At 60.9% G+C, this 24337-nt stretch carries 25 protein-coding genes and 2 pseudogenes; 15 read left to right on the forward strand and 12 right to left on the reverse strand.

What is annotated here, in order from left to right; translation table 11 throughout:
* Positions 1–10: 10 nt before the first annotated feature.
* The gene (locus tag EJ077_RS25185) at positions 11–247 is read right to left on the reverse strand and encodes a DUF6894 family protein (RefSeq protein WP_208697153.1); all 237 of its coding nucleotides are present in this window, start codon (positions 245–247) and stop codon (positions 11–13) included.
* Positions 248–453: 206 nt separating this feature from the next.
* Between EJ077_RS25185 and EJ077_RS25190 the strand changes: the two genes are divergently transcribed.
* The gene (locus tag EJ077_RS25190) at positions 454–1173 is read left to right on the forward strand and encodes a Crp/Fnr family transcriptional regulator (protein ID WP_208697155.1); all 720 of its coding nucleotides are present in this window, start codon (positions 454–456) and stop codon (positions 1171–1173) included.
* Between the two features lie 11 nt (positions 1174–1184).
* On the opposite strand, the gene EJ077_RS25195 is transcribed toward EJ077_RS25190, so the two are convergent.
* Positions 1185–1406: a hypothetical protein gene (locus EJ077_RS25195; protein WP_208697157.1), complete on the reverse strand. Its 222-nt coding sequence runs from the start codon at positions 1404–1406 to the stop codon at positions 1185–1187.
* Between EJ077_RS25195 and EJ077_RS25200 the strand changes: the two genes are divergently transcribed.
* A complete protein-coding gene (locus EJ077_RS25200) occupies positions 1405–1686 on the forward strand; it encodes a hypothetical protein (protein WP_208697159.1) in 282 nt (93 codons plus the stop codon). The genes EJ077_RS25195 and EJ077_RS25200 overlap by 2 nt on opposite strands.
* 405 nt (positions 1687–2091) lie before the next feature.
* Here the strand turns inward: EJ077_RS25200 and EJ077_RS25205 are convergent, their stop codons facing one another.
* Positions 2092–5184, reverse strand: coding sequence for an efflux RND transporter permease subunit (locus EJ077_RS25205; protein WP_208697161.1), 3093 nt, complete (start codon positions 5182–5184; stop codon positions 2092–2094).
* Positions 5181–6323, reverse strand: coding sequence for an efflux RND transporter periplasmic adaptor subunit (locus EJ077_RS25210; RefSeq protein WP_208697163.1), 1143 nt, complete (start codon positions 6321–6323; stop codon positions 5181–5183). The genes EJ077_RS25205 and EJ077_RS25210 overlap by 4 nt, the downstream gene beginning before the upstream one ends.
* A gap of 70 nt (positions 6324–6393) precedes the next feature.
* Here EJ077_RS25210 and EJ077_RS25215 point away from each other — a divergent pair, with 70 nt between their 5' ends.
* The 4 genes and pseudogenes from EJ077_RS25215 (at position 6394) to EJ077_RS25230 (ending at position 9691) form a co-directional block, all read left to right on the forward strand.
* The gene (locus tag EJ077_RS25215) at positions 6394–7074 is read left to right on the forward strand and encodes a TetR family transcriptional regulator (RefSeq protein WP_208697165.1); all 681 of its coding nucleotides are present in this window, start codon (positions 6394–6396) and stop codon (positions 7072–7074) included.
* A 181-nt stretch (positions 7075–7255) separates the two neighbouring features.
* Positions 7256–7792, forward strand: coding sequence for a hypothetical protein (locus EJ077_RS25220; protein WP_208697166.1), 537 nt, complete (start codon positions 7256–7258; stop codon positions 7790–7792).
* 71 nt (positions 7793–7863) lie between these two features.
* Positions 7864–9035: pseudogene (locus EJ077_RS25225) on the forward strand (alpha/beta hydrolase).
* A 53-nt stretch (positions 9036–9088) separates the two neighbouring features.
* A complete protein-coding gene (locus tag EJ077_RS25230) occupies positions 9089–9691 on the forward strand; it encodes a TetR/AcrR family transcriptional regulator (RefSeq protein ID WP_208697167.1) in 603 nt (200 codons plus the stop codon).
* Positions 9692–10220: 529 nt separating this feature from the next.
* Here the strand turns inward: EJ077_RS25230 and EJ077_RS25235 are convergent.
* From EJ077_RS25235 to EJ077_RS25245, 3 genes and pseudogenes are all read right to left on the reverse strand, one after another.
* Positions 10221–11564 (reverse strand): annotated as a pseudogene (locus EJ077_RS25235) (sorbosone dehydrogenase family protein).
* A complete protein-coding gene (locus tag EJ077_RS25240) occupies positions 11551–11952 on the reverse strand; it encodes a DUF2231 domain-containing protein (protein WP_208697168.1) in 402 nt (133 codons plus the stop codon). The pseudogene EJ077_RS25235 and the gene EJ077_RS25240 overlap by 14 nt, the downstream one beginning before the upstream one ends.
* Before the next feature lie 612 nt (positions 11953–12564).
* Positions 12565–12951: a response regulator gene (locus EJ077_RS25245; protein ID WP_208697169.1), complete on the reverse strand. Its 387-nt coding sequence runs from the start codon at positions 12949–12951 to the stop codon at positions 12565–12567.
* Between the two features lie 319 nt (positions 12952–13270).
* Between EJ077_RS25245 and EJ077_RS25250 the strand changes: the two genes are divergently transcribed.
* The 6 genes from EJ077_RS25250 to EJ077_RS25275 all read left to right on the forward strand — a co-directional run bounded on the left by EJ077_RS25250 (position 13271) and on the right by EJ077_RS25275 (position 18164).
* Complete coding sequence (locus EJ077_RS25250; RefSeq protein ID WP_208697170.1) at positions 13271–13489, forward strand: hypothetical protein; 219 nt, start codon at positions 13271–13273, stop codon at positions 13487–13489.
* 418 nt (positions 13490–13907) lie between these two features.
* Positions 13908–14651 carry a Crp/Fnr family transcriptional regulator gene (locus EJ077_RS25255; RefSeq protein ID WP_208697171.1) on the forward strand — a complete coding sequence of 248 codons (744 nt, stop codon included), beginning with the start codon at positions 13908–13910 and terminating at the stop codon, positions 14649–14651.
* A 143-nt stretch (positions 14652–14794) separates the two neighbouring features.
* Positions 14795–15748, forward strand: a complete 954-nt coding sequence (locus EJ077_RS25260) for a sensor histidine kinase (RefSeq protein ID WP_245458550.1) — start codon at positions 14795–14797, stop codon at positions 15746–15748.
* Between the two features lie 432 nt (positions 15749–16180).
* Positions 16181–16807 (forward strand): hypothetical protein, encoded by a 627-nt coding sequence (locus tag EJ077_RS25265; protein WP_208697175.1) that lies wholly within the window; start codon positions 16181–16183, stop codon positions 16805–16807.
* Between the two features lie 79 nt (positions 16808–16886).
* Positions 16887–17807, forward strand: coding sequence for a hypothetical protein (locus EJ077_RS25270; protein ID WP_210212142.1), 921 nt, complete (start codon positions 16887–16889; stop codon positions 17805–17807).
* A 102-nt stretch (positions 17808–17909) separates the two neighbouring features.
* Positions 17910–18164 (forward strand): DUF982 domain-containing protein, encoded by a 255-nt coding sequence (locus EJ077_RS25275; RefSeq protein ID WP_208697179.1) that lies wholly within the window; start codon positions 17910–17912, stop codon positions 18162–18164.
* A 52-nt stretch (positions 18165–18216) separates the two neighbouring features.
* Here the strand turns inward: EJ077_RS25275 and EJ077_RS25280 are convergent, their stop codons facing one another.
* Together EJ077_RS25280 and EJ077_RS25285 are read right to left on the reverse strand one after the other, a co-directional pair.
* Positions 18217–18423 carry a hypothetical protein gene (locus tag EJ077_RS25280; protein ID WP_208697181.1) on the reverse strand — a complete coding sequence of 69 codons (207 nt, stop codon included), beginning with the start codon at positions 18421–18423 and terminating at the stop codon, positions 18217–18219.
* A 1-nt stretch (position 18424) separates the two neighbouring features.
* Entirely contained in the window at positions 18425–18685 is a 261-nt protein-coding gene (locus EJ077_RS25285; RefSeq protein WP_208697183.1) for a hypothetical protein, read from the reverse strand.
* A 163-nt stretch (positions 18686–18848) separates the two neighbouring features.
* Between EJ077_RS25285 and EJ077_RS25290 the strand changes: the two genes are divergently transcribed.
* Together EJ077_RS25290 and EJ077_RS25295 are read left to right on the forward strand one after the other, a co-directional pair.
* The gene (locus tag EJ077_RS25290; RefSeq protein WP_208697185.1) at positions 18849–18992 is read left to right on the forward strand and encodes a hypothetical protein; all 144 of its coding nucleotides are present in this window, start codon (positions 18849–18851) and stop codon (positions 18990–18992) included.
* Positions 18993–19242: 250 nt separating this feature from the next.
* Positions 19243–19623, forward strand: coding sequence for a hypothetical protein (locus tag EJ077_RS25295; RefSeq protein ID WP_245458551.1), 381 nt, complete (start codon positions 19243–19245; stop codon positions 19621–19623).
* 444 nt (positions 19624–20067) lie between these two features.
* Here EJ077_RS25295 and EJ077_RS25300 read toward each other — a convergent pair whose 3' ends face one another.
* Both EJ077_RS25300 and EJ077_RS25305 read right to left on the reverse strand, forming a co-directional pair.
* Positions 20068–20631 carry a sigma-70 family RNA polymerase sigma factor gene (locus EJ077_RS25300; RefSeq protein ID WP_208697187.1) on the reverse strand — a complete coding sequence of 188 codons (564 nt, stop codon included), beginning with the start codon at positions 20629–20631 and terminating at the stop codon, positions 20068–20070.
* A gap of 441 nt (positions 20632–21072) precedes the next feature.
* Complete coding sequence (locus EJ077_RS25305) at positions 21073–21567, reverse strand: hypothetical protein (protein ID WP_208697189.1); 495 nt, start codon at positions 21565–21567, stop codon at positions 21073–21075.
* A 160-nt stretch (positions 21568–21727) separates the two neighbouring features.
* Between EJ077_RS25305 and EJ077_RS25310 the strand changes: the two genes are divergently transcribed.
* Positions 21728–23482: a thiamine pyrophosphate-dependent enzyme gene (locus EJ077_RS25310; protein WP_208697191.1), complete on the forward strand. Its 1755-nt coding sequence runs from the start codon at positions 21728–21730 to the stop codon at positions 23480–23482.
* A 426-nt stretch (positions 23483–23908) separates the two neighbouring features.
* Here EJ077_RS25310 and EJ077_RS25315 read toward each other — a convergent pair whose 3' ends face one another.
* A complete protein-coding gene (locus EJ077_RS25315) occupies positions 23909–24283 on the reverse strand; it encodes a hypothetical protein (RefSeq protein WP_210212143.1) in 375 nt (124 codons plus the stop codon).
* Positions 24284–24337 lie beyond the last annotated feature (54 nt).

Consider the following 24337-nt stretch of genomic DNA (forward strand, 5'->3'; position numbering starts at 1 on the left):
CGGGTCAAAGTCACGCGCTCCACAAGGCGGTCAGGACAAGCGACGCCTCGAGCACCTGGGCACCGGCCTCGTTGCGCACCTTGACGGTGATCTTGACGAGATCGCGATCCGGCATCTCGTCGCGGGCGACATCCTGCAAAATGCGGATGGCTTCTGCTCTCGCTTGTTCTCGCGATTCGAACTGCTGGCCATCGTCGTCCGGCACGAGGCCATCGCCGTTATAAAGGTCGAAATGATACCGTTTCATTTTCGGGCAGCCTTGAACACCTCTAGCGTGCTAAATACTTGGCGACGCTGGTGGTTCCCTGTCCGCTCCGGCGTTTGCGCCATAATGCACTCGGGGTGTCAAATGATAGTGTCCGCCATCCTCCCAAGGCCTAGGTTCCGAATGCTATCCTTGCGTCCGAGACATTTGGCGATCGGCGGTTCAACCCCGATCCCTTCGAGGCCATCATGTTAGAGTCTCTCTATCTGCAACTCGGCCAGCACGACACACTTTCGGACGAAGAGAAGGCCTTGTTGGCCGAAACGGTTTGTTTCGGACGGGAGTTCGAAAAGGGGCAGGATCTGGTCAAGGCGGGGTCCCGGCCAACCTATAGCACCATGCTGCTGGATGGCCTCGCGGCACGCTATAAAGTGCTCGAGGACGGCGGCCGGCAGTTCACGTCCTTGCAGGTGCCCGGCGACTTTGTCGATCTCCACGCCCTTTTGCTCAAGACCATGGATCACGGTATCGTCGCGCTGTCGCCTTGCCGGGTGATGTTCGCGGATCACAACAAGCTGAAAGTCATTACCGAACAGGCCCCTCACCTGACCCGGTTGCTGTGGCTCGACACGTTGGTCGACGGCGCCATTCATCGCGAATGGATCGTGGCGATGGGCCGCCGTTCCAAGACCTCGCATCTGGCCCATCTCATGTGCGAATTGTTCGTGCGCCTGCAGGCGGTGAAACGAACCAACGGGATGAGCTTCCATCTGCCGTTGTCACAGGCTGAAATGGCCGACGTGCTTGGGTTGTCAGTCGTGCACATGAACCGGGTGATCGGAGGCTTGAAGAAGATCAAGGTGATCACCTGGACGAACCATGTGGTCACCATTCTGGACTGGGACCAACTTGCCAGGCTTGCCGAGTTCGACCCCACCTATCTGAGCATGAACAACGAGCCGAGATAAACAGGTTTGGCTCAATTTGCGGTGCTGCTTTTCTCGTCAAAAAATTGAATGCCCCGCGCAGCAGCCTTCTTGATGATCAAGCCCTTCAGATCAGCATCCGATCGCTCTGTACCGGTCCGCTCCCGCAGCATGGCTATGGCGGCTTGCATGGACGAAAAGGGACGGTCCTGCAACTCGTCGAGAATGGCGTCCACCGACGCCGCGACGTTTGTCGGTTCGGGATTTATCGACATGGCCTTTCTTCCGACTCGCCTGCCCTATCGGCGTGGCAGGTGTTTAAAGGCGCTTGATAGCACCCAGCTTCAAGCGAAGTCTTTGGCCCTCAGCATAGGCCAGGGCAAAGGATTCGAGGTCGAATTGGCAGATGGTTTCCTCACCACCGCCGATCACACGGACGAACCATTCGCCGCAGCCTTCGACGACCTCGAGGTTCCGACTTTGCCTTTGTGCTGCGTGTCGTGCACGGCTTTCCTCGCAAGCATCAGCCAACGCGGGATTCTCGCACCAGAATAAGGTTGCGTCATTTAAATTTGATGTCTTTGCACTGTACGAGTTTTGCCAAACCGTGCGCCGAGCCAATCTGTCGCGCCGACAGCATAAAACGCGGGTCGCACAGGATTAGGGGGTCGGGAGCGCTAAACTCGCTTGAGGCCGACAACAGAGCGCTGTCGATCAGGAGGCGGAAATCATCGGTTCACGTCGGCAAGCCCTTGAATGCGTGTTAACGACCATCTCACCCGAGGACTGGATGGCTCCTTGGTCTCCCGAGAATCCCCCAGCCGGAATCGGCCGGAGGTCCATGCGGCGTGCGACGGGCACTTATATCGCCTATAACCGCGTTCGGTCTGTAGCTCCGGGCAAGGCTGCTCCTGAAACTCCGCGAGGCGAGCCACTGCCGATCCGTGGCCCGCCGATCTTTCACGCCTGCAACGCAAGGATTCCTGTCTCCGTTGGCTCCGTGTAGGATTCAGCCTGATGCGGTTCACTGATCCGGAACCACGCGACATAGAGAGCCGGCAGGAAGATCAGGGTAAGAACCGTCGCGACAGCGAGGCCGCCGATGATTGCGAAGGCCATAGGCCCCCAGAAGACAGTCGGCGCGATCGGCACCATGCCGAGTGTCGCGGCGGCCGCCGTGAGCAAGATCGGACGTGTCCGATGGAGCGCGGCTGTGACGACGGCGTCCCACGGATGGGCGCCGGTCCTCCTCTCGGTCTCGATCTGATCGATCAGGATGACCGAATTGCGCGCGATCATGCCGGTCAGCGCCAGCACGCCGAGGATCGCGACGAAGCCCATCGGAGCTTGCGCAAGCAGCAGGGCCGCCACCACGCCGATGATGCCGAGCGGAGCAACACTCAAGACCAGGAACATGCGCTGGAAGCTCTGTAGCTGGAACATCAGGATCGTCAGCACAAGAAGGCCCATCGCCGGCAGCACCGCCATAACCGAAGCTTGGGCTTTGCCACTCTCCTCCACCGAGCCGCCAGTCGAGATGTGATAGCCGCTTGGAAGCGCCGCCACGAGTTTGCCGAGTTGAGGCTCAAAGGCCTGGACGGCCGTTGCCGGCAGCACACCAGGCACCACGTCTGCCTGCACGGTCAGGGTCGGAACGCGATCACGCCGCCAGACGATCGGGTATTCCTGGGAATAGTCGAAGGTTGCGATCTGCCTTAGGGGAACCACCCGCCCGCCCGGGAGCGGGATCTGCAATGAGCGAAGCGATTCAAGAGAGGTCCGCTCTGTCTGCTCGGCGCGCGCGACCACGTCGACCAGATAAATATCGTCGCGAACCTGCGTCATCGTCGTGCCGGAGACGATGGCATTGAGTGCGGTCGCCACCACGGCGGAGCTAAGGCCTAGCTGTCTCGCCTGGTCCTGGTCGACGCGGACACGCATAACCCGTGATGGCTCGACCCAGTCGAAGTTGACGTTGCGGAGGCCCGCCGTCTTGCCCAGGGCATCGGCAACCTGGAGAGCAATGGAGCGAACTTGGGCCGGGTCTGGTCCGTCCACTCGGTATTTCACCGGCCAGCCGACAGGGGGACCGAGTTCCAGCGGATTGACACGCGCGACGACCTGCGGGAACCGCGTCGCCAAAGCCTTCTCGAGACGCGCGCGAACCTGCTCGCGTTCCTTGAGGCCTTTGGTGACAATGACTGACTGCGCGAAGAAGGGATTCGGCAGGGCTACGTCGAGCGGCAAATAAAAGCGAATGGCGCCCTGACCGACATAGGTCGAGAAATGCTCGACGTCAGGATCGGCGGCCACGATCTCGTCGAACTGTTGCACGACCTCGTTTGTCGCAAGAATCGAGGCGTTGTCTTGCAGCTTCAAATCCACCAACAACTCAGGCCGATCGGAGGACGGAAAGAACTGCTGCGGGATGAGACGGGCTCCGGCCAGGGCTGCAGCGAAGAGACCCGCCGTCACAAGGATGGTGATCCATTTGGCGCGCATTGCAGCCAACAGAGCACGCTTGAACAAGCGCATCGGCGCGCTCAGCATTTCACCATGCGAGTGCTTTGGCTTTCCCAGGAGCGCAACGCCCACGACAGGAGCAAAGAGGCCCGACACCACCCAGGAAGCGATTAGAGACAGTGCCACCACGGCGAAGAGTGAGAAAGTGTATTCGCCTGCGTCGCTGCGCGCAAAACCAACTGGCACAAAGCCTGCGACGGTGACGAGCGTCCCGGCAAGCCGCGGCATGGCAGTCGAAGCGTAGGCGAAGACGGCCGCGGTCGGCTTGTCGTCGCCACGTTCGAGACGGCTCACCATGGTCTCGATGGTGATCATGGCATCGTCGACCAACAGGCCGAGAGCGATGATGAGGGCGCCAAGCGAGATACGCTGAAGGTCGATGCCGAAGGCCAGCATTGCCGCGAACACGACTGCGAGGACCAGCGGAATCGAGATTGCGACAACGGAGCCGGCGCGGAAGCCGAGGCTCAAAATGCTCACAACGAGGACGATGGCGATCGCTTCCCACAGCGCTTCCATGAAGTCGCCGATAGCGTGACTGACTGTCTCCGGCTGGTTGGCGATCATTGTGGGCTCGATGCCGACCGGCAAGTCCTTCCTAAGTTCCTTTATCGTTTCTTCGACGTTGCGACCGAGCGCCAGGACGTCGCCGCCGTCGCGCATAGAGATCCCGATGCCCAAGCCAGGCTTGCCGTTGATGCGGAAGATCGGATCTGGCGGGTTGGCATCCTCGCGGCGCACTTGAGCTATGTCGGCAAGGCGAATGATGCGATCGCCCACCGCGAAGTTGACGGCGAGGATATCCTTCTCGGATTTCAGCGCCCCGCTTACCTGCAGTTTGATGCCTTCCTGATCGGTGACGATCTCACCCGAGGGAACCACGACGTTTTGAGCCTGCAGCGCTGTTGTCAGAGCTTCCGCGGTAAGGCCGTAGCCCGCGAGCTTTTGAGGCGAGAACTCGATGTAGATGCGCTCAGGCTGCGCGCCGATCAAATTTACCTTGGCGACATCAGGCACCTGCAAGAGCCGAGAACGGACATTTTCCACGTAGTCTCGTAACTCGCGGTTGGTATACCCGTCGGCGGTGAAACCATAGATGATGCCGTAGGTGTCGCCGAACTCATCATCGGCTACCGGGCCGATCACGCCCTGCGGCAAGGTCAGCCTGATGTCTTCGATTTTCTTGCGCACCTGATACCAGGTATCCGCCACCGTCTTCGGGGGCGTCGATCCCTTGAGGTATACGAACACGGTGGACTCGCCTGCCTTTGTGAAGCTTTTCAGGTAGTCGAGATGAGGTGATTCCTGAAGCTTGCGCTCCAACCGTTCGGTTACCTGGTGCAGCGTGTCGTCGAGCGTGGCGCCAGGCCATCTCGCCTGTACCACCATGGTCTTGATGGTGAAGGTCGGATCCTCGTTGCGACCCAGTTGCAGATAGGCCCCAATGCCAAGGACAAGGACAGCGAGCATCAGATAGTAGACGACCGAACGATGCGCGAGCGCCCACGCGGAGAGATTGAAGCGGTTCATTGGGAAGCTCCCAGCAGCCGGACGTTCTGGCCGGGCCTCAGCGCATGCACGCCGGCGGTCACTACGATTTCGCCGCTCTCGACCCCTCGCGATATCACGATGCGGGAAGAATCCTGTCGAAGCAGGTCGACGGTTCGAAGCGAGACTTGCTGCGTTTTGCCGTCGACGATCCAGACCGCAGGCCGGTCCCCGGCCGTCGTCAGGGCGGTTGCCGGCAGATCTATGCCGCTCGCCACCTGCATATGCGTCTGGCCGGTCACTGTTGCCCCAAGACGCATCGCCTTCGGCCAGGCGCTGAGCCCAATTTTAACCCGGTAGCTCCGGGTGACGGGATCCGCCTGTGGCGCCACCTCTCGGACCTGGCCAACGGCGCGCACCGACGGATCATCGGTCAGCGCGATGTCGATCGACGCGTCAGGGGCGACCTGGCGCATGAGGCTCGCGGGCACGTCGAATACCGCGTCGGCACCGTCACCGTGTGCGACCGTGACAATCGTCTGACCTGCCCTGACAACCTCCCCGGCCTCCGCCCCGGTGGCGATCACGGCGCCGGACGAGTCGGCGACCAGTTTGGTGTAGCCGAACTGGTCCTGGGCCGTGTGCAATACGGCCGCCGTGGAATCCACTTGGGCTTTCGCGCTCAGATATGCCCTCTCGGCGGCATCGAACTGGGCCCGGGTGGTCCAGCCCTGCCCGAGCAGAGTCCTTTGACGCTCCAGGGTGTTGGCGGCTTCGTGGATGGCCGCTTGCGCTGCTTCATTCTGCGCCTGTGCGGCATGCAGTCCATCCTGCTGGGGCTGCGGATCGATTTCGGCGACAACGTCGCCCGGCTGAACCACCTGCCCCACGCTGGCCTTGCGGCTAATCATCCGGCCGTCAATGCGGAAGGCAAGGTTCTCCTCGGTGCGTGCGCGGACATGGCCCGTGAGCGAAACGGGCTCCCCGTCCGTGCTGGCGGAGGCGACCACGGTTCGCACAGGGCGGACGTCCGGTGGTGGTGGCGCGGACGCACCAACGCACGCGAAGACAGTTAATCCCAAGCAGGCAAGTGTGGATGCGGACTTCATGACAGACCCTCTTTTTGTGACCAGTCCGATGAAATCGCTGGCCTCGACAATTTCGGGGTTGCTTATATACATTCTTGCATGTATGTAAATAGGGAAAGTCGTGGATGTATGTAAAAATTGACGCAGAGGAAGGACTTCACTCATGAGACGCACCAAGGCCGAGGCCGAACAGACACGCGAGGCCGTCTTGGCCGCGGCCATCGACGTCTTCCTTGAGCGCGGCGTGACTCGCGCTACCCTGGAACAGATCGCAAGTGCCGCAGGCGTAACGCGCGGGGCTGTCTACTGGCATTTCCGCGACAAGCAGGAGATCTTCACGGCGCTGGAGCGGCGGGCCAATATGCCGAACGAGGAGTTTGGCGATCGGCTTACGGCTCGCCTCGCTACTCAGCCTGATCTTGATCCATTGCGCGAGCTGGCAGACGCAATCCGGGACGGGCTGCAGGCGTTCCAAGCTCATCCGGAACGTTCCCGCATCCTTTCGATACTCTGGCTGCGTTGCGAATATTCCGAGGACATGCTGCCGGTGGTTACGCGTCAGCGGGAAGCGGACCTGGCGCTCCAGAAATTGTTCGAATCCGTGATTGCGCTCGCCGCAACCCGCGGTCGGCTCGCGCCCGCCCTCTCACCAGAATTGGCCGCGCGCGCCCTCCTGCTTTTGGTCAATGGATCGGTTCTCGATTGGCTCCGCGCTCCCGGACAGTTTGAGCTGACTGAAAGCACCATGCCGATGGTGGCCGGGTTTCTCGAGGCAATCAGCGCGCCAAAGGTGCAGCCAGCGGCCGATCACGCGGCGAGCATGATTCCTCGGAGCATGACATGACAGTTCGGGCGAGATGCGGTTCAGCATTGGCGCGGTCGATGTGTGCAACGGCGACGGTCGTCAGCCACGGCAGGTTCATGAGCAGCTGGCGACCCGACCATCCCCGGGTGATGGCTGCGAAAAGAACCAAGCTCGGAGGGTTGCAGGGCCCTCCAACCACATTCCTCAAATGGATTCCACGATGCCCGGGAGAGGCAACACCCGCGACTACACCGACAAGATGCTGCTCGCTGCTCTGCAGGAAGCGCAGACCACGGTACGTGCCTATGACACAAAGGCGCAAATCGTCGGCGTGGGCTACATCCTGGCGCTAAATCTGGTGCTCCATTTCGGCGATCTCCTGCCGACGCACGCGCCGCTCGGGCCACTGTTCTTCGCAGGCGTCTGGGGCGTTCTCATCATGCCGATTCTACAGTTCGGGCAGGTGATTCACCCGAGCCGGATCCGCGCGGAAAAGGATCTTGTCGCGAAGAAGTTCTGTGGCTCCGAGCAGCACGTTTATTATGTCGACCCCGGCACATTCGCCAATCTCGCGGACTTCGTCCGCGAGGCGCTAACCTCCGATTGGACCTCGGTTCTTGCCGCCGAGCTGCTCAAAGTGTCTCGGGTCAGGATCATCAAGCAGACGCGCTTCCGGCGCGCTCTGATGATGACCGTGGTCGCTTTCATCGTTCTCGCAGCCGATCAGTTTTTGCGAAGTCTGGCCGTCGTCCGATGAGAAGAGAACGTCACCCTTGGCCGAGGCTGAGGTTTCGTGTGCGTTGGTGGCGAGGCCTGCTTGTTCCTGCGATGGTGTGCCTGTTGATCAGCTGCGCCACTCGACCCGAAAACGTCTTTCAACCTCTCCCCTTTGCCGCCAGTGATGCTGACCATGTCGACATGCTGGTCGCAACGACTCGCAAGCCATCTGACGATCGCGGACAGCTCTATAGTGGCGATCGCGGAACGGCGATCTCGCTCAACAGGATAGTCGTGTCCATTCCTCCGGATCGGAACCGCACCGTCGGACAGATCCAGTGGCCCCTACTGCTGAAACCCAATCCCGAAAAGGAGTTTGCCGTACTCAGCGTAGACAAAATCGCCTCGCAACGCGCAGTTCTTGAGTGGGTTCGCAAGAATCGCAACGGCAAGCGACAGGTGCTCATCTTCGTGCATGGTTTCAACAACACATACGCCGATGCCGTCTTCCGCTTCGCCCAGATCGTTCACGATACCGGATCCGATGCAGCGCCGATTCTCTTCACATGGCCGTCGCGCGGGATCCATTCGACTATCTCTACGACAAGGAAAGCACCAACTATTCACGTCGCGCCTTGGAAGACCTGATCCTCCAGGCCACAAGCAGTCCCGACGTGGCCGACGTGACGATCCTGGCTCACTCGATGGGCGCATGGCTGACGGCCGAGGCGCTGCGCGATATCGCCATGCGCGACCAGACCATCCCGACGAAAGTCAGGAACGTGGTTTTCGCGTCGCCGGATATCGACATCGACGTGTTTCGGCGCCAGTTCATCGAGATGGGCGCCACCCGACCGCATTTCACGATCTTTACGTCAACCAATGACAAGGCCCTGCAAGTCTCCCGACTGCTTTCGGGAGGAGTTAGCCGCGTCGGTGGAACCGATCTCAGGCCATACGCTTCCGTGCTTGAAGAGCTTGGCGTCTCGGTTATCGACACCAGCAACACCACACCGCGCGATCCACTCGGCCACAACGCGTTTGCCGATACCCCCGGCATTGTGCGCCTTCTTGGGCGGCGGCTTGCAGGACAAAGCCTTGCCGGAGAAGAGGCGACGTATGCCGATAAGATCGGGGTAACAGCCGCCGATTTCGCCGGTTCGGCAGCGCGGGTGGCCATTGCTGCCCCAGCCGCAGTCATCAGCCCTAAGGCTCGCGAGATCTTGAAACGGGAGCTTTCCTCACAAGGGGGCCAGATAGTGGACGGGCAGATTTCCTACTGATCGTCGAGCGTCAGGCGAACTAGTGATGCGAGCTTCTCGTTGAGAGTGAAACGATGACCCTTACCAACATTGCGAGGAATGATCCTCTAGCCGATGAACGATCGCCGATCATTCAAGCTGGCACGGCGGCTTGTCGCATGTATGGCTCGTCGAAAACGACAGTCGCCGACATCGCTCGACTGCTCGGAAAATCTCCTGCAAGCCTGTATCGAATATTCCCCTCAAAGGCAGAGATATGGGACGCCATCGCGGCGGATTTCTACGAAAGTGACCTCTGCTTCGAGCCATCCTGTGCAGGCGACATGACGCGCGCAACAAACCGACTGAAAGAAACGATGCTTGGCTACCATCGCTTGCTGCTGCAGGCCCAGCAGGGCGATCCGCAAATGTACGGTCTGATTGCCCTTGCCGCGAGCAGCAACTGGCCGTCATACAGACAATATCGAAATCGGCTTCACGGCCTCGTGGGAGAGCTTATTCGCGCCGGCGTTGGCACAAGGGAGTTCCAACGGACAGATGCGCGCGCGGCGGCCTCCTGCCTATGCGCCTCGCTCGTCGTCTTGTGGGACCCCAGACTTGTCGGTGCAACGCCCCCGAACCATTGCGAGATTTCAGCTCACGAACTCGTTTCCTTCGCGATTGATGCGTTGCGGTAACTGCGTGGTCATCGGTTCTTCCGCCTTCGCCGGAGTGCCGAGCAAAGGGACCGCCGCGGCGGCAGAGACCGTGCCTGTCATGAAGCTTCGTCGATTGAGACCGCTCGCGGGTGAGGCTGAAGGCTTGGACGTGGCTGGCTCCGTCGCTGGCTGGTCATTGGCGCTAACCGCCGAGCCGAAGCATTGTTCCAGCTGCAGCGATATTAAACGCGGCAACCTCACGAAAGAGTGACCCTACACGCTTTTGAGCGGACAAGCCGCTGGACCGGCACCGATGGCCCGGACCCTCAATGAGGTGGGCCGCTTCCAAGGAACGTTTCACGAGACGCGTTGTTTGACCCAAAGGCGCGGCGGAAACGCGTGTCGCGCAATCCAGTTCATAGCTAAAGCAAGTCCGGTGGATACGAATTCTCCCGTTACCGAGCCCGGCGACGAAGGCAGCAGCCCTCACGCCGTCCCGACCGCATGACGGACAAGAGCGGGCGCAATCCCGGACGGAAAACCGCTACGCACTTTTCCTGAAATTGCTCTAAGCGCCAGGCCCCGCGGCCGTTACCCGCCAGACCGTGTTGCCGACATCGTCGGCGATGAGCAGGGCGCCTGACTTGTCGACCGCAACGCCTACCGGCCGTCCCCTCGCCTCGCCCTTCTCATTGAGGAAGCCGGTGATGACGTCCTGCGCCATTCCGCTGGGACGACCGCCGTTGAAAGGCACGAAGACCACCTTCTAGCCATTGAACCGATCACGGTTCCAACTGCCATGCTCACCGACGAAGGCGCCACCGCGATAGGTCTGCGGCAGGTTCGTCGCGCTGTAGAAAGTCATGCCGAGCGGCGCGACATGCGAACTGAGCGCATAATCAGGCGGAATGGCCTTCGCAACCATGTCGGGCCGTTGCGGCATGACGCGCGGATCGACATGCTGGCCATAGTAGCTGTAGGGCCAGCCATAGAAAGCGCCGTCCTTCACAGAAGTCATATAGTCGGGCACAAGATTCGGGCCGAGTTCGTCGCGTTCGTTGACGACCGCCCACAGAGCCTTGCTTTCGGGCTCGAAAGATAAGCCGTTGGGGTTGCGCAGACCGCTGGCAAAGATGCGCGAGCCACCGGTGGCGCGATCGACCTCCCAGATCGCCGCGCGATCCTTTTCGGCCTGGATGCCATTTTCCGTGATGTTGCTGTTTGAACCGACGCCGACGTAGAGCAATGAACCGTCGGGGCTGGCTACCAGGCTTTTGGTCCAATGATGATCGATCGGCCCTCCCGGCAGTTCGGTCAGCACCTTGCCCGGCGTCGTGATCTTGGTGTCGCCCGGCTGGTAGGGATAACGCAAGATGGCGTCGGTGTTGGCGACATAGAGATCGTTGCCGACCAAAGCGAGGCCGAAGGGAGAGTTGAGGTGATCGAGGAACACGCCTTGATAGTCCGGCACGCCGTCGCCATTGGTGTCGCGCAACAGCGTGATCCGGTTGCTCGGACCGGTGTCGCCGCCCGAGGTGGCCCAGCCTTCAACCCAGCCCATGACAATGTCTTTTGGCCGTTTGGGCGACGCTTCGGAAGGCGCTTTCGATTCAACGACCAGCATGTCGCCATTGGGCAGCACGTAAAGAGAGCGCGGATGCTGAAGACCCCTGGCCAAAGCCTGTATCTGCAGGCCCTGGGCAACTTTGGGCTTCTCATCTTTCTTCCAGCCGACCACCGAGGCCAGATGCATCGGCGGCAACAGATACTGGGTGACCTCAGGCAGCTTGGGATTCGGGCCGATCTGGGCACTCGGATCGGTGTTGTCGTCGCTGCAGCCCGCAGCGCCCAGGGCGGTCGCGCCCAGCAACGCCGCCGCTGCCAGTTTGACGGACGAATCAGGGCGTCTCATCGGCTACTCCTACATGATGACGGTACACGAGCGCCCAGCCGAGCCAGCCTGTGAACAGCAGGATAGCCACCACCAAAGCCGACAGGATCAGTCCGGTAGGGACGACCGACGTCCAAGCGTCGCGGGTGTGCACAAGCATGTTGAAGAAGGCCAGGACGAGCGCGACGAGGTTGCCCGCCATGTGCAGCCAAGCGGTTGGCTGCTGGCGGATTCTCCTGCTTCCGAGCATATCCACAAGACCCGCGATCGCCGCCAGCACGCCTATGATCACGCCGACCGTCACGAGCCAGGCGGAAAAATTCGCCCACGTCATCTCGGCCGTGCGCCAATAGACTATGTCCGTCAGCAAGGTGCCCACGAAACATGCTATCGGAATCGTCACCAGCATGGGATGGATGGGGGGCCGGCAATCTGCGCCGTCGATTTCGGGTTTTCCACGCGCAAGCTCCTTTCGGCCCAGTTGTTGACGAACAGAGAGCACCCCGCGATTGTTCCACTGGGGGATATTGCGGTCACCAGAAGGTGATCACAGGTCGGCATGCCAGCCAGCGCACATGTCAGGCGTTTTCCAACCGGAAGGGTGGGGATCGGCCAACTACCGCTCGCCCAGGCCCCACAGCTTCGATCAGGTCGGCAGGGCAGGACTCGCCTTCATGAAGGTGGCTGTAAAGCGATCGGACGATATCCTCGACAGGCATGCCGGGGTCAGATTGCTTCATTTGGCGCGCGACTGCCGTCGGCGAAATCATAGGGGTTCGCAGTCGATGCCATAGCCCGCGTTTCCCCTCTTGGCTTGCAGCGCAAACGCCTGCTTCTCCAGCACCGGGCTACCAAGTGGAACCGGCGGCACGTGGCAGATTCCGTGCGCCCGTTGAACGACAACAATAACGCAGGTTAAGGCGACGGAGCTAAGTTTCAGATAGGCGTCGATCCCCGGCTTGATACCTCAGGCGACCAAGCCGGGAGGCCCGCCCGACCACCCACCAAACAGGGCGGGCCTTTAAGTCGCCTCAGCGGTATCGGCCAGCAATTTTGCAATCGCGCGGATGATTTGCTTGAGTTGGACCGGCTTTTCCAGTCGCTCGACACCCCCGAACTCATCCGGGATTACGCTCTGGTCATACCCCGTGACGAAAATGAAAGGGATAGCTTGGTCTTTGAGGGTCCTTGCCAACCTGAATGACGGACCAGGGCCGAGATTGATGTCGACCACCACCGCGTCGGGACGCCGGCCATCCAGTTCCGCCAGCGCTGCGTCTTCGCCCGGGTACGGCCCGATTACCTCGGCGCCGGCACCGCGCAAGACCTCGGCCGTGTCGGTTGCGATATAATATTCGTCCTCCACGACAAGTACGCGGTGGCCGCCGAGGTCGAGTTCTCCGGTCATATCCAGTGCTCCTCCAAACACCGTAGCGCGCTGCGGCGCGCTTGTCTCCAATATGCTTGCTCGAAAACTGAGGCGGGACCTGGCGCCGCCCGAGTTCGATCCGGCTGGTCAGCCATCTAACCATTCTCCGGCAAAATAACGGCTTAACCTATGTTAATGTCCTCTCGCGAAGCCCGCACGGCCGCTCGCCGGTCGGCGATGCCAGGCCGCCTGCATTTTTTCGTTTTCCTTATGTCATGGGTTAAGGCGCGGCTATCAAACCACGCGCAGTGTCGTCCTGCATAAACAACAAGGCCTGAAGGCTGAAGGGAGGTGTCGTGTGATCAAATACCATCCTGTCCGGCTGAATGAGTTGATCGAGCACTATATGGAAACCCGATCTTCGCACCGATCAAGCGTTTCGGTGGCGGCAGCGACGAAAGCTATCCTGACCGTCATGCCGGATTGCTCGGTCGAGAGTCCGCAATTGAGCAACATGATCGCAAGATCGGCCGTGAAGCACGGCCATGCCGTGAGCTTCGACCTCGGCGTTGTCTGAACCAAGCACGGCCAGGCCCCGCCGCTTGCCGGTCTGGCCGTCAAGGGCGGGCCAACTGGCGTATCCTCTCGGGCGCCCCAGCACGTTGGTATCGTGCGGTTTTTCGAACGTCCTATACCGGCAAAACGAACGGGAATGACCGCCGCGTCACCCCGGCATCGAACCACCCTCTTCGACCGTTCGCCGGGCGCCGGAATTGTTGCCTACCGGGCCGACGACCGCCGCCTCAAGCCCGGCAAGCGCGTTTGTGATATCACTGACAAGTACTCGTCTCCCACAACGAGGATACGAGGGACCGTAACCCGCTCGTCCATTGGCAGACCTCCTGGAACAGCATTTGGATTCCAAAGAGCGGCTGGCATTAACATAGGTAAGGTCGCTGTCGGATCGTTCTGTGTATCAGGGATGGAGGACAAGGATGAGGCGACCTCTGATCCGCAAGCTGGAAAAATTCACTCGGCTGTCGCAAGCCGACAAGGACATGCTCGCCAGAATCGGAGCGCAACGCATTCGCCGCTTTGCGGCGCGCGAAGACATCATCCACGAAGGCGAAAAGCCCGAATACATCAACCTTATCAACGAGGGATGGGCTTGTCGCTACAAGGTTCTGGAGGACGGCCGGCGCCAGATCATCGCCTTCTTCCTGCCTGGCGACCTCTGCGATCTAAACGTGTTCATCCTAAAGGAAATGGATCACTCGATCGGCGCCGTAACGCCGGTGGTGGTCTCGGAGATTTCACGGCCGGCCTTCGACGAGATGATGGTAGGCCATCCGCGCATCACCCAGGCGCTCTGGTGGGAATCGCTCGTGGCGGCGGCTATCCAGCGCGAGTGGACGGTCAATCTGGGCCAGCGCGACGCGCTGGAACGGACGTCGCATCTTTTGTGCGAGCTCTTCATCAGGCTGGAGGCCGCAGGATGCACGGCCGACTCAAGCTGCGAGTTCCCGTTGACGCAGAACGAACTGGGCGAGACGCTGGGCATGTCGGCCGTTCATGTCAACCGCACGCTTCAGGAACTGCGTGCGTCAAATCTCATTGTCCTGAAGGATCGCACATTAACCATCCCGAACCTGAAGGCTCTGCAAGGCGTTGCCCTTTTCAATCCCAACTATCTGCACCTCGAACGGGAAGGCCGGCATCTCGACGCCAATGAGAAGTGATGTCCAAAAGTCCGCGCAATGAGAGCCTGGAAAGCCGCCTGAGCGAAGTGGAGGCGGCTCTTCGCGAACATACGCGCGCCGAGCTTCGTTTTCGTGAGTGCGAGGAAGGGCTGCGCGGCTTCGGTGAAGCTTCGTCCGACGTATTGTGGATCCGCGACGCCGAGACGCTGCAGTGGGAGTATTTGACCGCCGCCTTCGAGACGATCTACGGCCTCAGTCGCGCTGAGGCCCTGGCGGGTGACAATTTCAGCAGCTGGATCGACCTGATCGTGGCGGAAGACCGCCAAAGAGTGGAGGCACAGATCCAGCGGATACGAGACGGCGAACGCGTTACTTTCGAATATCGCATATGCCGGCCAAAGGACGGCGGGATACGTTGGCTGCGCGATGCCGATTTTCCCATTCGGGACGACACCGGCAAGGTCGCCCATATCGGTGGCGTCGGCCGGGACATCACTCTTCAGAAGCAGGCCGAGGAGGCCCGGCAGCTACGGTTCGCCGAATTGCAGCACCAAGTGCGCAACACATTGGCTGTCATACGCTCCATCGTGCGCCGCACGATGGAAAAGAGCATATCCCTGGAGGAAGCGAATGCACATCTCGAAGGGCGCATAAACGCTTTCGCACGCGTGCAGGCGGCCATCACCCGCAACCCGGCCGGCGGCATAGACCTGGCAGCGATCATCGCGGAAGAGTTGCGCGCCGCCGGGGCGAAGGAAGGCGATGGCCTGACGATCAGCGGTCCACAGCAGGCGCTTCACCCGAAGGCGGCCGAGACGATCGGGCTTGCCGTCCATGAGCTTGCGACGAACGCGTTGAAATATGGCGCACTGTCCCATCGCGCCGGCAGCGTCGACGTACAATGGCGCATAGAGGGCGATGCGCTTCGCTTTGCCTGGAGCGAGAGTGGAATGCACTCATTGAAATCCAGCGAGCGGCAGGGTTTCGGATCGGAAGTCCTGCAGCGTTCGCTGCCCTACGAATTGGGAGCCACGGTCAACTTGCGCGTCGAGCCAACCGGCCTCCATTTCGAGGCTGAGATTCCGCTTAGCGCTATCCAGACCAGGGAGCACGATGCTCGCTCAAGCGACCAATGAGCGTTTTGGGGTATTACTGGATATCCGAGGGCGCTCTCGACGACGCGTGCTCGGGCGCGGTTTTATCAGTCCCTTTTGACGCCGCTGTCTTCCGCGGATCTTCGGTCGGGTTCGCCGATGGCCGGGTCGCGCAGCCAGATGCGTTGCGTTGGATGCTGCAACCTCAATCATCTCCGCAACCGCGTCAGGTGTTTGCGGTAGATCGACATAGTTGGTATCTCCCAAGGCCTCACCCGCCCAAGGAGCGCGAGTTTGCGATGCGTCCTGACAAGCCAAGACGCCCTTTGTTCCGCCATCAGAATGGAAATGCCGGGCCGCCTGCGCCGAGGTCCTTTCGGGGTGAGTGGGAACAGCTTTTTGCGCTGCTTGGTCCAGCCCCGCCACGCTCTTGAAGCAACCAGCTTGCCAACGCTAAGCTCGATCTCTCGCATATTGGAGACGGTGATGAACGGTGGTGCTACGCAGGGCCTGTCCGCCTGCGCCGAACGCTGGGCGCTCGCGCTTACCGGCAGCGAGGGAGAAGCATCGTTCGGGCCATGGCTGGCCGGCGAATTGCGCCAGGAGACCGCCTTTCGCCATGCGGAAATCTGGACGATCGAGGTCGAGCCCGGAGACGGCCGACATTGCGTGGCCATGCTGCTGCGCGGCAACGGGCGGGCCACCGTGGTGTTGACCGGACACTACGATACCGTCACGACGCGCGACTATGGCGAGCTTGAGGATCTCGCCACCCGGCCGGGCCTGCTCACGCCTGCGCTCGGCAAGATCATCGCTACCGCCGACACACCGGCCGCCCGACGGGCGCGCGCCGATTTCGCTTCCGGAGAATTTCTCGCCGGCCGCGGTCTGCTCGACATGAAGGCGGGCCTCGCTGCCGGGCTTCCGTTTGCGCGCAATTCGCCGGAGCCATCAATCCAAGAGGGAATATCCTCTTCCTCGCTGTGCCCGACGAAGAAACAACTCGGCCGGCGCGCGCAAGGCCGCGCAGGCTCTGCCTTCCATCACCGACGAACGCGATCTCGATATTGCGGCCGCGATCAATCTCGATGCGATCGCTGACGATGGCGATGGCGGCAAGGGCCGCATCATTGCGCTGGGCACAGTCGGCAAGCTGCTGCCGACCGCCTACGTCGTCGGCGTGCCCGCCCATAGCGGTTTTCCGCTGAATGGCTTGAACGCCGCGACGCTGGCTGCCGCCATAGCCACGCATGTGGAATGGGCGCCAGAGCTGACCGATCAGTCCCAGTCGGAGCCCGGCACGCCGGCGAGCCTGCTCAGCATTCGCGACGACAAGGCGGGTTATGACGTGACGACGCCGGCGAGCGCCTATGTCAGCTTCAACGTGCTGAGCTATCGCAGAACACCCGACGAGGTGCTCGATCGGTTCGAGCGGCTTTGCGCACAAGCGGCTTCCGCTTGCCTGGGCGCTCTCAAACAGCGACTTGGCCCGAGCAGCGGGCCAGCCGCGATCGACCTCGTCGAGAGCATTGCCCTGCACCGCTACGAGGCTGTCGCGAACGGCCTTGATGGGGAAGCCATGGCCAGGCTTGGGGCGGTCGGCGCTTCACTTGCCAACGGTGAGCTTTCGCTGCCAGAACAATGCCGGCTGTTCATCGAAGAGGCGTGGCGCCTGAGCGGTTTGTCCGGCCCGGCGGTCGTCATCGGCTTTGGCTCCATACCCTATCTGCCGACGAACCTGTCGCAGACGCCGGCAGCCAGGAGATTGCGTGCGATTGCCGGCGAGATTGCCGCCAAGGCAGCTGGACTTTACGGCTGTACGATCGCCTGCGCCGATTATTTCGCCGGCATTTCTGATATGAGTTTCTTTGGTGAAGCGGCCGAATCCTCGCTCGACGTGGTCGCCCGCAACACGCCAATGTGGCGCGACGGGGTGCGCTGGCCCGCGCAGCGGGGCCTTGCCAACATCCCGACGATCAATATCGGCCCGTGGGGCAGGGATTATCACACGCCGCTCGAACGGCTGCATACGGGCTATGCTTTCAGCGTCCTGCCGCGTGTTGTCAGCCAGGTCTGCGTGGCCTTGCTCGACGAGCGATAGCGCGGCCACGGCTTCGACCACGCTTTCTCCGCTTCCGGCAGCATCCGGAACAAATCGGCGATTGCGTGGTTAGACGACGCAGGTCCGTGGATGGAGGGCGCCATGCGTGCGAGACGTTTCAGAAAGCCTGTCGTTATCCAGCCGGGCCGGATCGACCGCGACCGCGTGGTGATTTCGGTGGCCGATGCGGCGCAAGTGCTGTTAAGGGAGTGGCCGGCGCCAGCGTCGGAAGTTCGCCTCACGGCGCTCAAGGCGTGCCTTGCGGTGCTGCGCGGAGAGCAGCCACCACGGTTTGCGAGGCAGGCCTTCCTCATCGCTGCCAAGGACGCCAGAATCCTGCTTGGCGAACATATCTAAGGTCGCGAGACCAGACCAATGCATGGCAGGTGCAGCGCATGGTGCCCGTGGGTCAGGGCTTGGGTGCTGCAGGCTGAGTGGGCTGCGTGCCTTGCTGGTCGCCGCCGGTGCTCGTCTGAGGTGTTGGATTTCTGTCGATTTGCGGATTTTTGTCGACCGGCTGGCTGTTGTCGGTCTTTGATTTGACCGGATCCGTATTGCTTTCCTTACAGCCCGCCAAAGCCGCAAGGATCGGGATCGCCAGCAGAACAGCTTTCATCTCAACCTCCCCGACCGGCCGAGGGCGAGACATCGGACCAATGCCCGTTCCGGTCGAACCGAACGGAAAGCCCCTGTTGGACGGCCTTCCTGGCCAGCATGAGGTCGAGTTCCACGTCGCCGACGGGGCTGTGCATGACCGAACGGATGGCTTTGGAAGCCAACTCCGTCGAGACAAAATCATAGCTCTTGCCGCGGGCAACGACATATTGCTCGATCAGCATATCAACGCGCCTGAGCGCGATGTCTTGCGCATATTGCATTTTGTTCTCCCTTGGCCGCCGAACTGCCGGCCATGAGGGTTGTTCCATTCTGAGCTGGAAATTTCTCGCCCCCTGCTGTCGCGATGCTCTCAGAGTCGGTGCGGCGCCAGAAGAGGAACCAGCTCGAACAAATCCCGTTGTTTGCGGAGGTGGAGGATGTTCAATGACCAAGCGCATTGCCGAGAGAAGACATACGGCGGTACAGGGCTTCGAACCGCTTGGCTATTCCGATGAACGTCCAGCGCCGGGACGGATGCTGACGTTAGCGGCGCGCTTGCAGGCTGCTCTGGACGAGCGGGGTTGTTAGATGCGCATCGTTCAACCCAAATCCAGATCGAAGAAGGGATAGCGACGTGCGCGATCTGCGGGGCGTGCCCCTTCTCATTTTGAAGATGAATGGATGTTGGCCGACGATCTGGCGCACTACTTCAGCAATATCGGGGCAGTCATATTAGGCCCCGCGGCAACGCTCGAACAGGCGGCGATGCACATACAGGCTGCCGAGGCGGCCATCCTGGATATTAACCTGAATGGCCGCAAGGTGTTTCCGATCGCCGATGAACTGGTTCGGCGCGGGTGCCGTTCGTATTTTTCAGCGGCTATGGCGACATCGCCATTCCCGAGCATCTTCGCTATGCCAGCAATCTGCGCAAATCCTCCAGCAGCCAAGCCGTTTCCAATGCCCTGTTCCCGAAGCAAGCCCGGGGGACATTGGCAAGCCGCTGTCCGATGATGTGTTTGCACTCCTGCCCAAACTGCGACTTGCGGCACGACTGCTGCTGGGGGATGTCAATGCCTCCGACCGGCTCGTCGAGAAGACACTCGAACGGGCCCTCCATGATATCGACCGACGGCAAGCCGGCCTGTCCACTGAAGACTGGCTGAATCGCATCATGCGCAATGTCGTCAAATCGAGCGGGGCCGGTCTGCTGCACTGACCTGAGCGCGCCCACCGAACCAAACTGGATTTCCGCGAGACTGTGCGCTTCCTGATGCTTGTCCCTTCCGGCTGGCCTTCGCGGAACATTGGAGCCCTATGTCAGTTCGACGGTCGAACACAAGAATATGGCTACGCTGTCGGAACGAGAGGTGGTGCAAAAAAGCACTGCTCCTTGCAAAGCCTGACGCGCGCCATCACACTGGCAATTAGACCGAGATTCGTAGAGAAGACGATGCCTAGCTCGAGCGACGACAATGCCACCCCCCTTCCGGGCACGGTGGTGGACCTGGAGATAGCTTCTCTCCTGACGGCCATCGAGCGGGAGAAAGTCCCTGATCGTCTGACCAAACTGGCCGTCGAGTTACAAAACGCACTCGTCGAGAAGCGGCAACGGGAGAGCGGGAACTGATCGGCTCGGGCCAATGGCCTTCGGCTAGACCCGTCAGATATGCCTGTCAGTTCCGAGATCGAGTTGTCCGTCCGATAGGTGACTGCGCCGTTCCACCAGCGTCTGGATCGATCTTTCGCCGAGTGATTCCAGCACGCTGGCGCGCGCCCGGTTGAGGCGGCTTTTGACGGTTCCGATCGCGCAGCCGCATATCTCGGCCGCCTCCTCGTAGCTCACGCCCAACACCCCAATCAGCATCAGCACCTCGCGCTGGTGTTCGGGCAGCTTCTGAATGACCCGGTGGACTTCCTTGCTCTGGATGGACCATTCCTGTGTGGCTTCCGAAATCGGGCGCAACGACGCGCAATCGAGCAGGCCGGGCGCTTCCCGGGCGGCGGCTTTTATGCGGGTGTAGTAGGTATTGCGCATGATTGTGAAGAGCCACGATTTCATGCGTGTTCCGGGCTCGAATTTGTCGATATTGGCGAGCCCCTTGGCCAGCGTCTCCTGCACCAGGTCGTCGGCATCGTCGGGTACGCGGCAGAAGGTGCGCGCGAAAGCCCGAAGCGCGGGTATCAGATCGACGATGGAAATCTCTTCGTTCGGCTTGTTGGCCAACGCATAGCGTCCGGATGTCAACGGTCCAACTCCCAAACAATGACTGTGTGTGAATGCAGCCTAAGCTTAATGCGCGGCTGTTTGGTTCGTTCCGACACGGGATCACCTGCGGCGAATATTGTCCGGGTCGACGGCGAATTGGGATTTCAAAGTGTCGGGTCACTCCACTTCCTCGGCAACGCCTTGCAGGAACAAAGCCGAATACAGGGAGTTGGGCGCCTTGACCGGCCACACGGCCGACAAACATCGAGGAGCAACCATGGCCAAATCCGCGCAGCGTTCCAACATCCGGTCGGCAAAGGGATCTGACAAGGCACAATACGTGGAAACGGCGGCGAACTGTATCAGACGGCTGACCCTGACACGCCCGCGCTCACCACCCTTGGCGTTCCGGCAATGCGTCGACCGGCCGCCGTCCCCAATGCGCAGGCGGGGCTGACCTTACGAGGATCCGGTTTTTCTCGAGGCGGCGTGCCGTTGCTTCTCCAGCACCTCGTCGGTCCCGACTAGCTTCTTTGAGCCGCCGGAAATGGTGGTGGACACCACCGCCGGCGGATCGCTGGCGGGAAAGGAGCCCTCCAGACCCGCCTGAAGCTGATCCTCGAGTGTTTTCGGCTCTTCGGAACGGCCGTGTGTGCGGCGGGTTTCGACTTTCTCCAACTCCTGCTTCATGTTTGGCGAGGCCTTCACCTCCCTGACCCAGGTGTAGAGCTGCTCCACGGCGAATTCCTTCATCGTTTCGAAATCCGGCCGCTCGTCCAGCGTCGCCTCGATCCGGCCAACCATGGATTTTTCGAAACGGTCGAGATTTTCGCTTCCGCAGGCATGACACAGGCGCAGCAAGGCTTCGTGCAGCATGATCGGGGCGAAATGGGCTGCTGCCTCGGTTCGGAGCTGCTGCAGGTGCTCCGGGTCGACGGCCTGTAATTTCGACATGGCGGCTCTCCTCTGGCGGACATGTCAACGGCGATTGGCCGGACGGTGTTCCATCCGATTGCGGCCTTGAACGCCACGGACGAAATCCGGCGATTTCCCGCGCCAAGGAACCAACTTCCGGTTCGCCGGTTCGGTGACCATTCACCGGAGGTAAATCGGCATGGCGAACGCAGCGGAAATTCTTATCGACACTTTGGTGGCCTGGGATGTCGAGGTGATCTTCGGCCTGCCGGGCGACGGCATAAACGGCGTCATGGAAGCGCTGCGCACACGGCAGGACCAGATAAGGTTCATCCAGGTCCGGCACGAAGAATCGGCTGCCTTCATGGCATGCGCCTATGCCAAGTGGACGGGAAAACTGGGCGTCTGCCTGGCCACATCAGGCCCCGGCGGCACGCACCTCCTGACTGGGCTCTACGACGCAAAGCTCGATCAGGCCCCGGTCCTTGCAATCACAGGAATGCAGTTTCACGATCTGATCGAGACGTTCACGCAGCAGGATGTAGACCTCACACGCGTGTTCAACGACGTTGCGGTCTACAATGCTCAGGTCTCCGACGCCGCCCATATGGAGAACGTCGCCAGCCTCGCGTGCCGCACAGCATTGGCGCGCAAGGGCGTCGCCCATCTTTCGATTGCCAGCGACATTCAAGAACAGGAGAGCGAGCCGGCAAAGCGGTCCAAGCGCAATCGTCCCGCGCACACACCGCAGGACATGTTCGCAGGCCATATAGTGGCGCAGGACGTCGAGCTCGACAAAGCCGCCGCCATTCTCAACGCGGCGGCGCGCGTGGCGATACTGGCCGGTCGTGGCGCGCTGGGAGCCGCACCCGAGCTCGAGCGGACGGCGGAGCTGTTGCAGGCGCCGGTGGCGAAAGCCCTGCTCGGCAAGGCGGTGTTGCCGGATGATCATCCCTACACGACCGGCGGAATCGGCATCCTGGGAACCCTGGCCTCACAGGAAACCATGGAAAACTGCGACGCGGTGCTGATCGTCGGCTCCGCCTTTCCCTATATCGAGTACTATCCCAGACCGGGACAGGCCCGAGGCGTCCAGATCGATTGCGACGCGCAGCGGATCGGCCTGCGCTTCCCGGTCGAGGCCGGGCTCGTCGGCGATGCAGCCGAGACATTGCGTGCGCTCAACGAGCGGCTGACGCAGAAGCCTTCCAATGAATTTCTGCTGCGAGCGCAGGACACCATGGGCAAGTGGCGCGGAATGATGCGGCAGTCCGAGGATGCGCAGGCTCATCCTTTGAAACCGCAATTGATTGTCCGCGCGTTCGGGAGGAGATTGGCCGACGACACGGTGCTGGCCACCGATTCAGGCCAGAATACCGAACTGGCGGCTCGGCATGTCGACTTGCGCGAAGGCCACGCATTTGGGGTCTCGGGCGCTTTGGCGTCGATGTCCTGCGGCCTCGCCTATGCCATCGCCGCCGGCATCGCATTTCCTGGCCGACCGGTCGCTGCCATCGTCGGCGACGGCGGCTTTGCGATGCAGCTCGGCGAATTCTCGACCGCCGTGCGTTACGGCATTGCGCTGAAGCTTCTGGTCATCAAGAACAATATGCTCAACCAGATCGCGTGGGAGCAAATGATGTTTCTCGGCAACCCGCAATTCGGTTGCGAGTTGCAACCGATAGATTTCGCCAAGGCGGCCGAAGCAATGGGCGCAAAGGGGTTGCGCATCGATCGGGCAGATCAGATCGAGGCAGTTCTCGACGAAGCGTTTGCCGTCGATGGCCCGGTGATAATCGAGGCGCTTGTCGACGCCTATGAGCCGATGATGCCGCCCAAGATGCCGTCCGACTATGCCAGGAATTTCCGAAAGGCCCTGCCGCAGACACCGGGTCACGAACATATCGAGGAGAATGTCGCCCGAGAGCCCGCCAGTTCGATGATGGACGTTTGAAGTCACCGATGAAGGCTCGGCCGGGTGCGGGTCCAACAAGGAGAATTCGCCAATGCGCTTTTTTGCGGCACTTGTAATTTCAGTCCTGCTTCAGCTTTCACCCGGGCATGCCCAGTCTACGGGGCCGCAACCGCCGGCGGCGGGCGACCGTCGCTGCCCATCGATCCATCCGACCCGAATGCCCCAGATCTGGGGCTATTCGATATAAGCAACGGTTTTACACGGGTGGCCATCGTCTCCATGGACGATCTGCCTCCGGACCCTAAAAACCAGGCGAAGCGTGCTGGCGGATGGCAGGATAGTCATCGTCGATCCGGACTCGCTGAAGATCGTGCTTATCTTGACCTGACGGACCTCTCAATACCCAGTTCCTGCTGCCTTCAGGAGGCGGCGGGAACCGCCAAACCCTGTTTCAGCCTTCGCGGGCTACATGCCGCGATCTGGAACGTATAGGCAGAACGAGCGCTGGGAGTTGGCATCCCCGCCGGGCTTGCATTCGTGAAAATATTCGTCGTGGGAGCGTTTGATGCGGTGATCGCTGTATGGGATCAATTCGCCAGTCGACAGCTGATAGCCGTATTTCGTTTCCTTAACGTCCGACTTCGGCGCCTGGTAGCAATCGACACCCGAACAGCAGGAACTGTCATATTGCCATCCGGCCGGGGCCTGGTGGGCGGCGGCCGGTATCACATGGAAAGCCAATGCAAGACCCGTCGCAAGCATCAGCCGGAGGCTCCGGTTCCATGTTGACGGCAAGTGCGGGCGCACCGTCATTGTTCGATACTTGGACCTTCTGCTCATTGCCCGTCACCACGGTTGCGTGAGGCCTGATACACGTCCAGCTACCCAACCCGT

This window comes from Mesorhizobium sp. M8A.F.Ca.ET.057.01.1.1, from assembly GCF_003952565.1.
Taxonomy (GTDB): domain Bacteria; phylum Pseudomonadota; class Alphaproteobacteria; order Rhizobiales; family Rhizobiaceae; genus Mesorhizobium.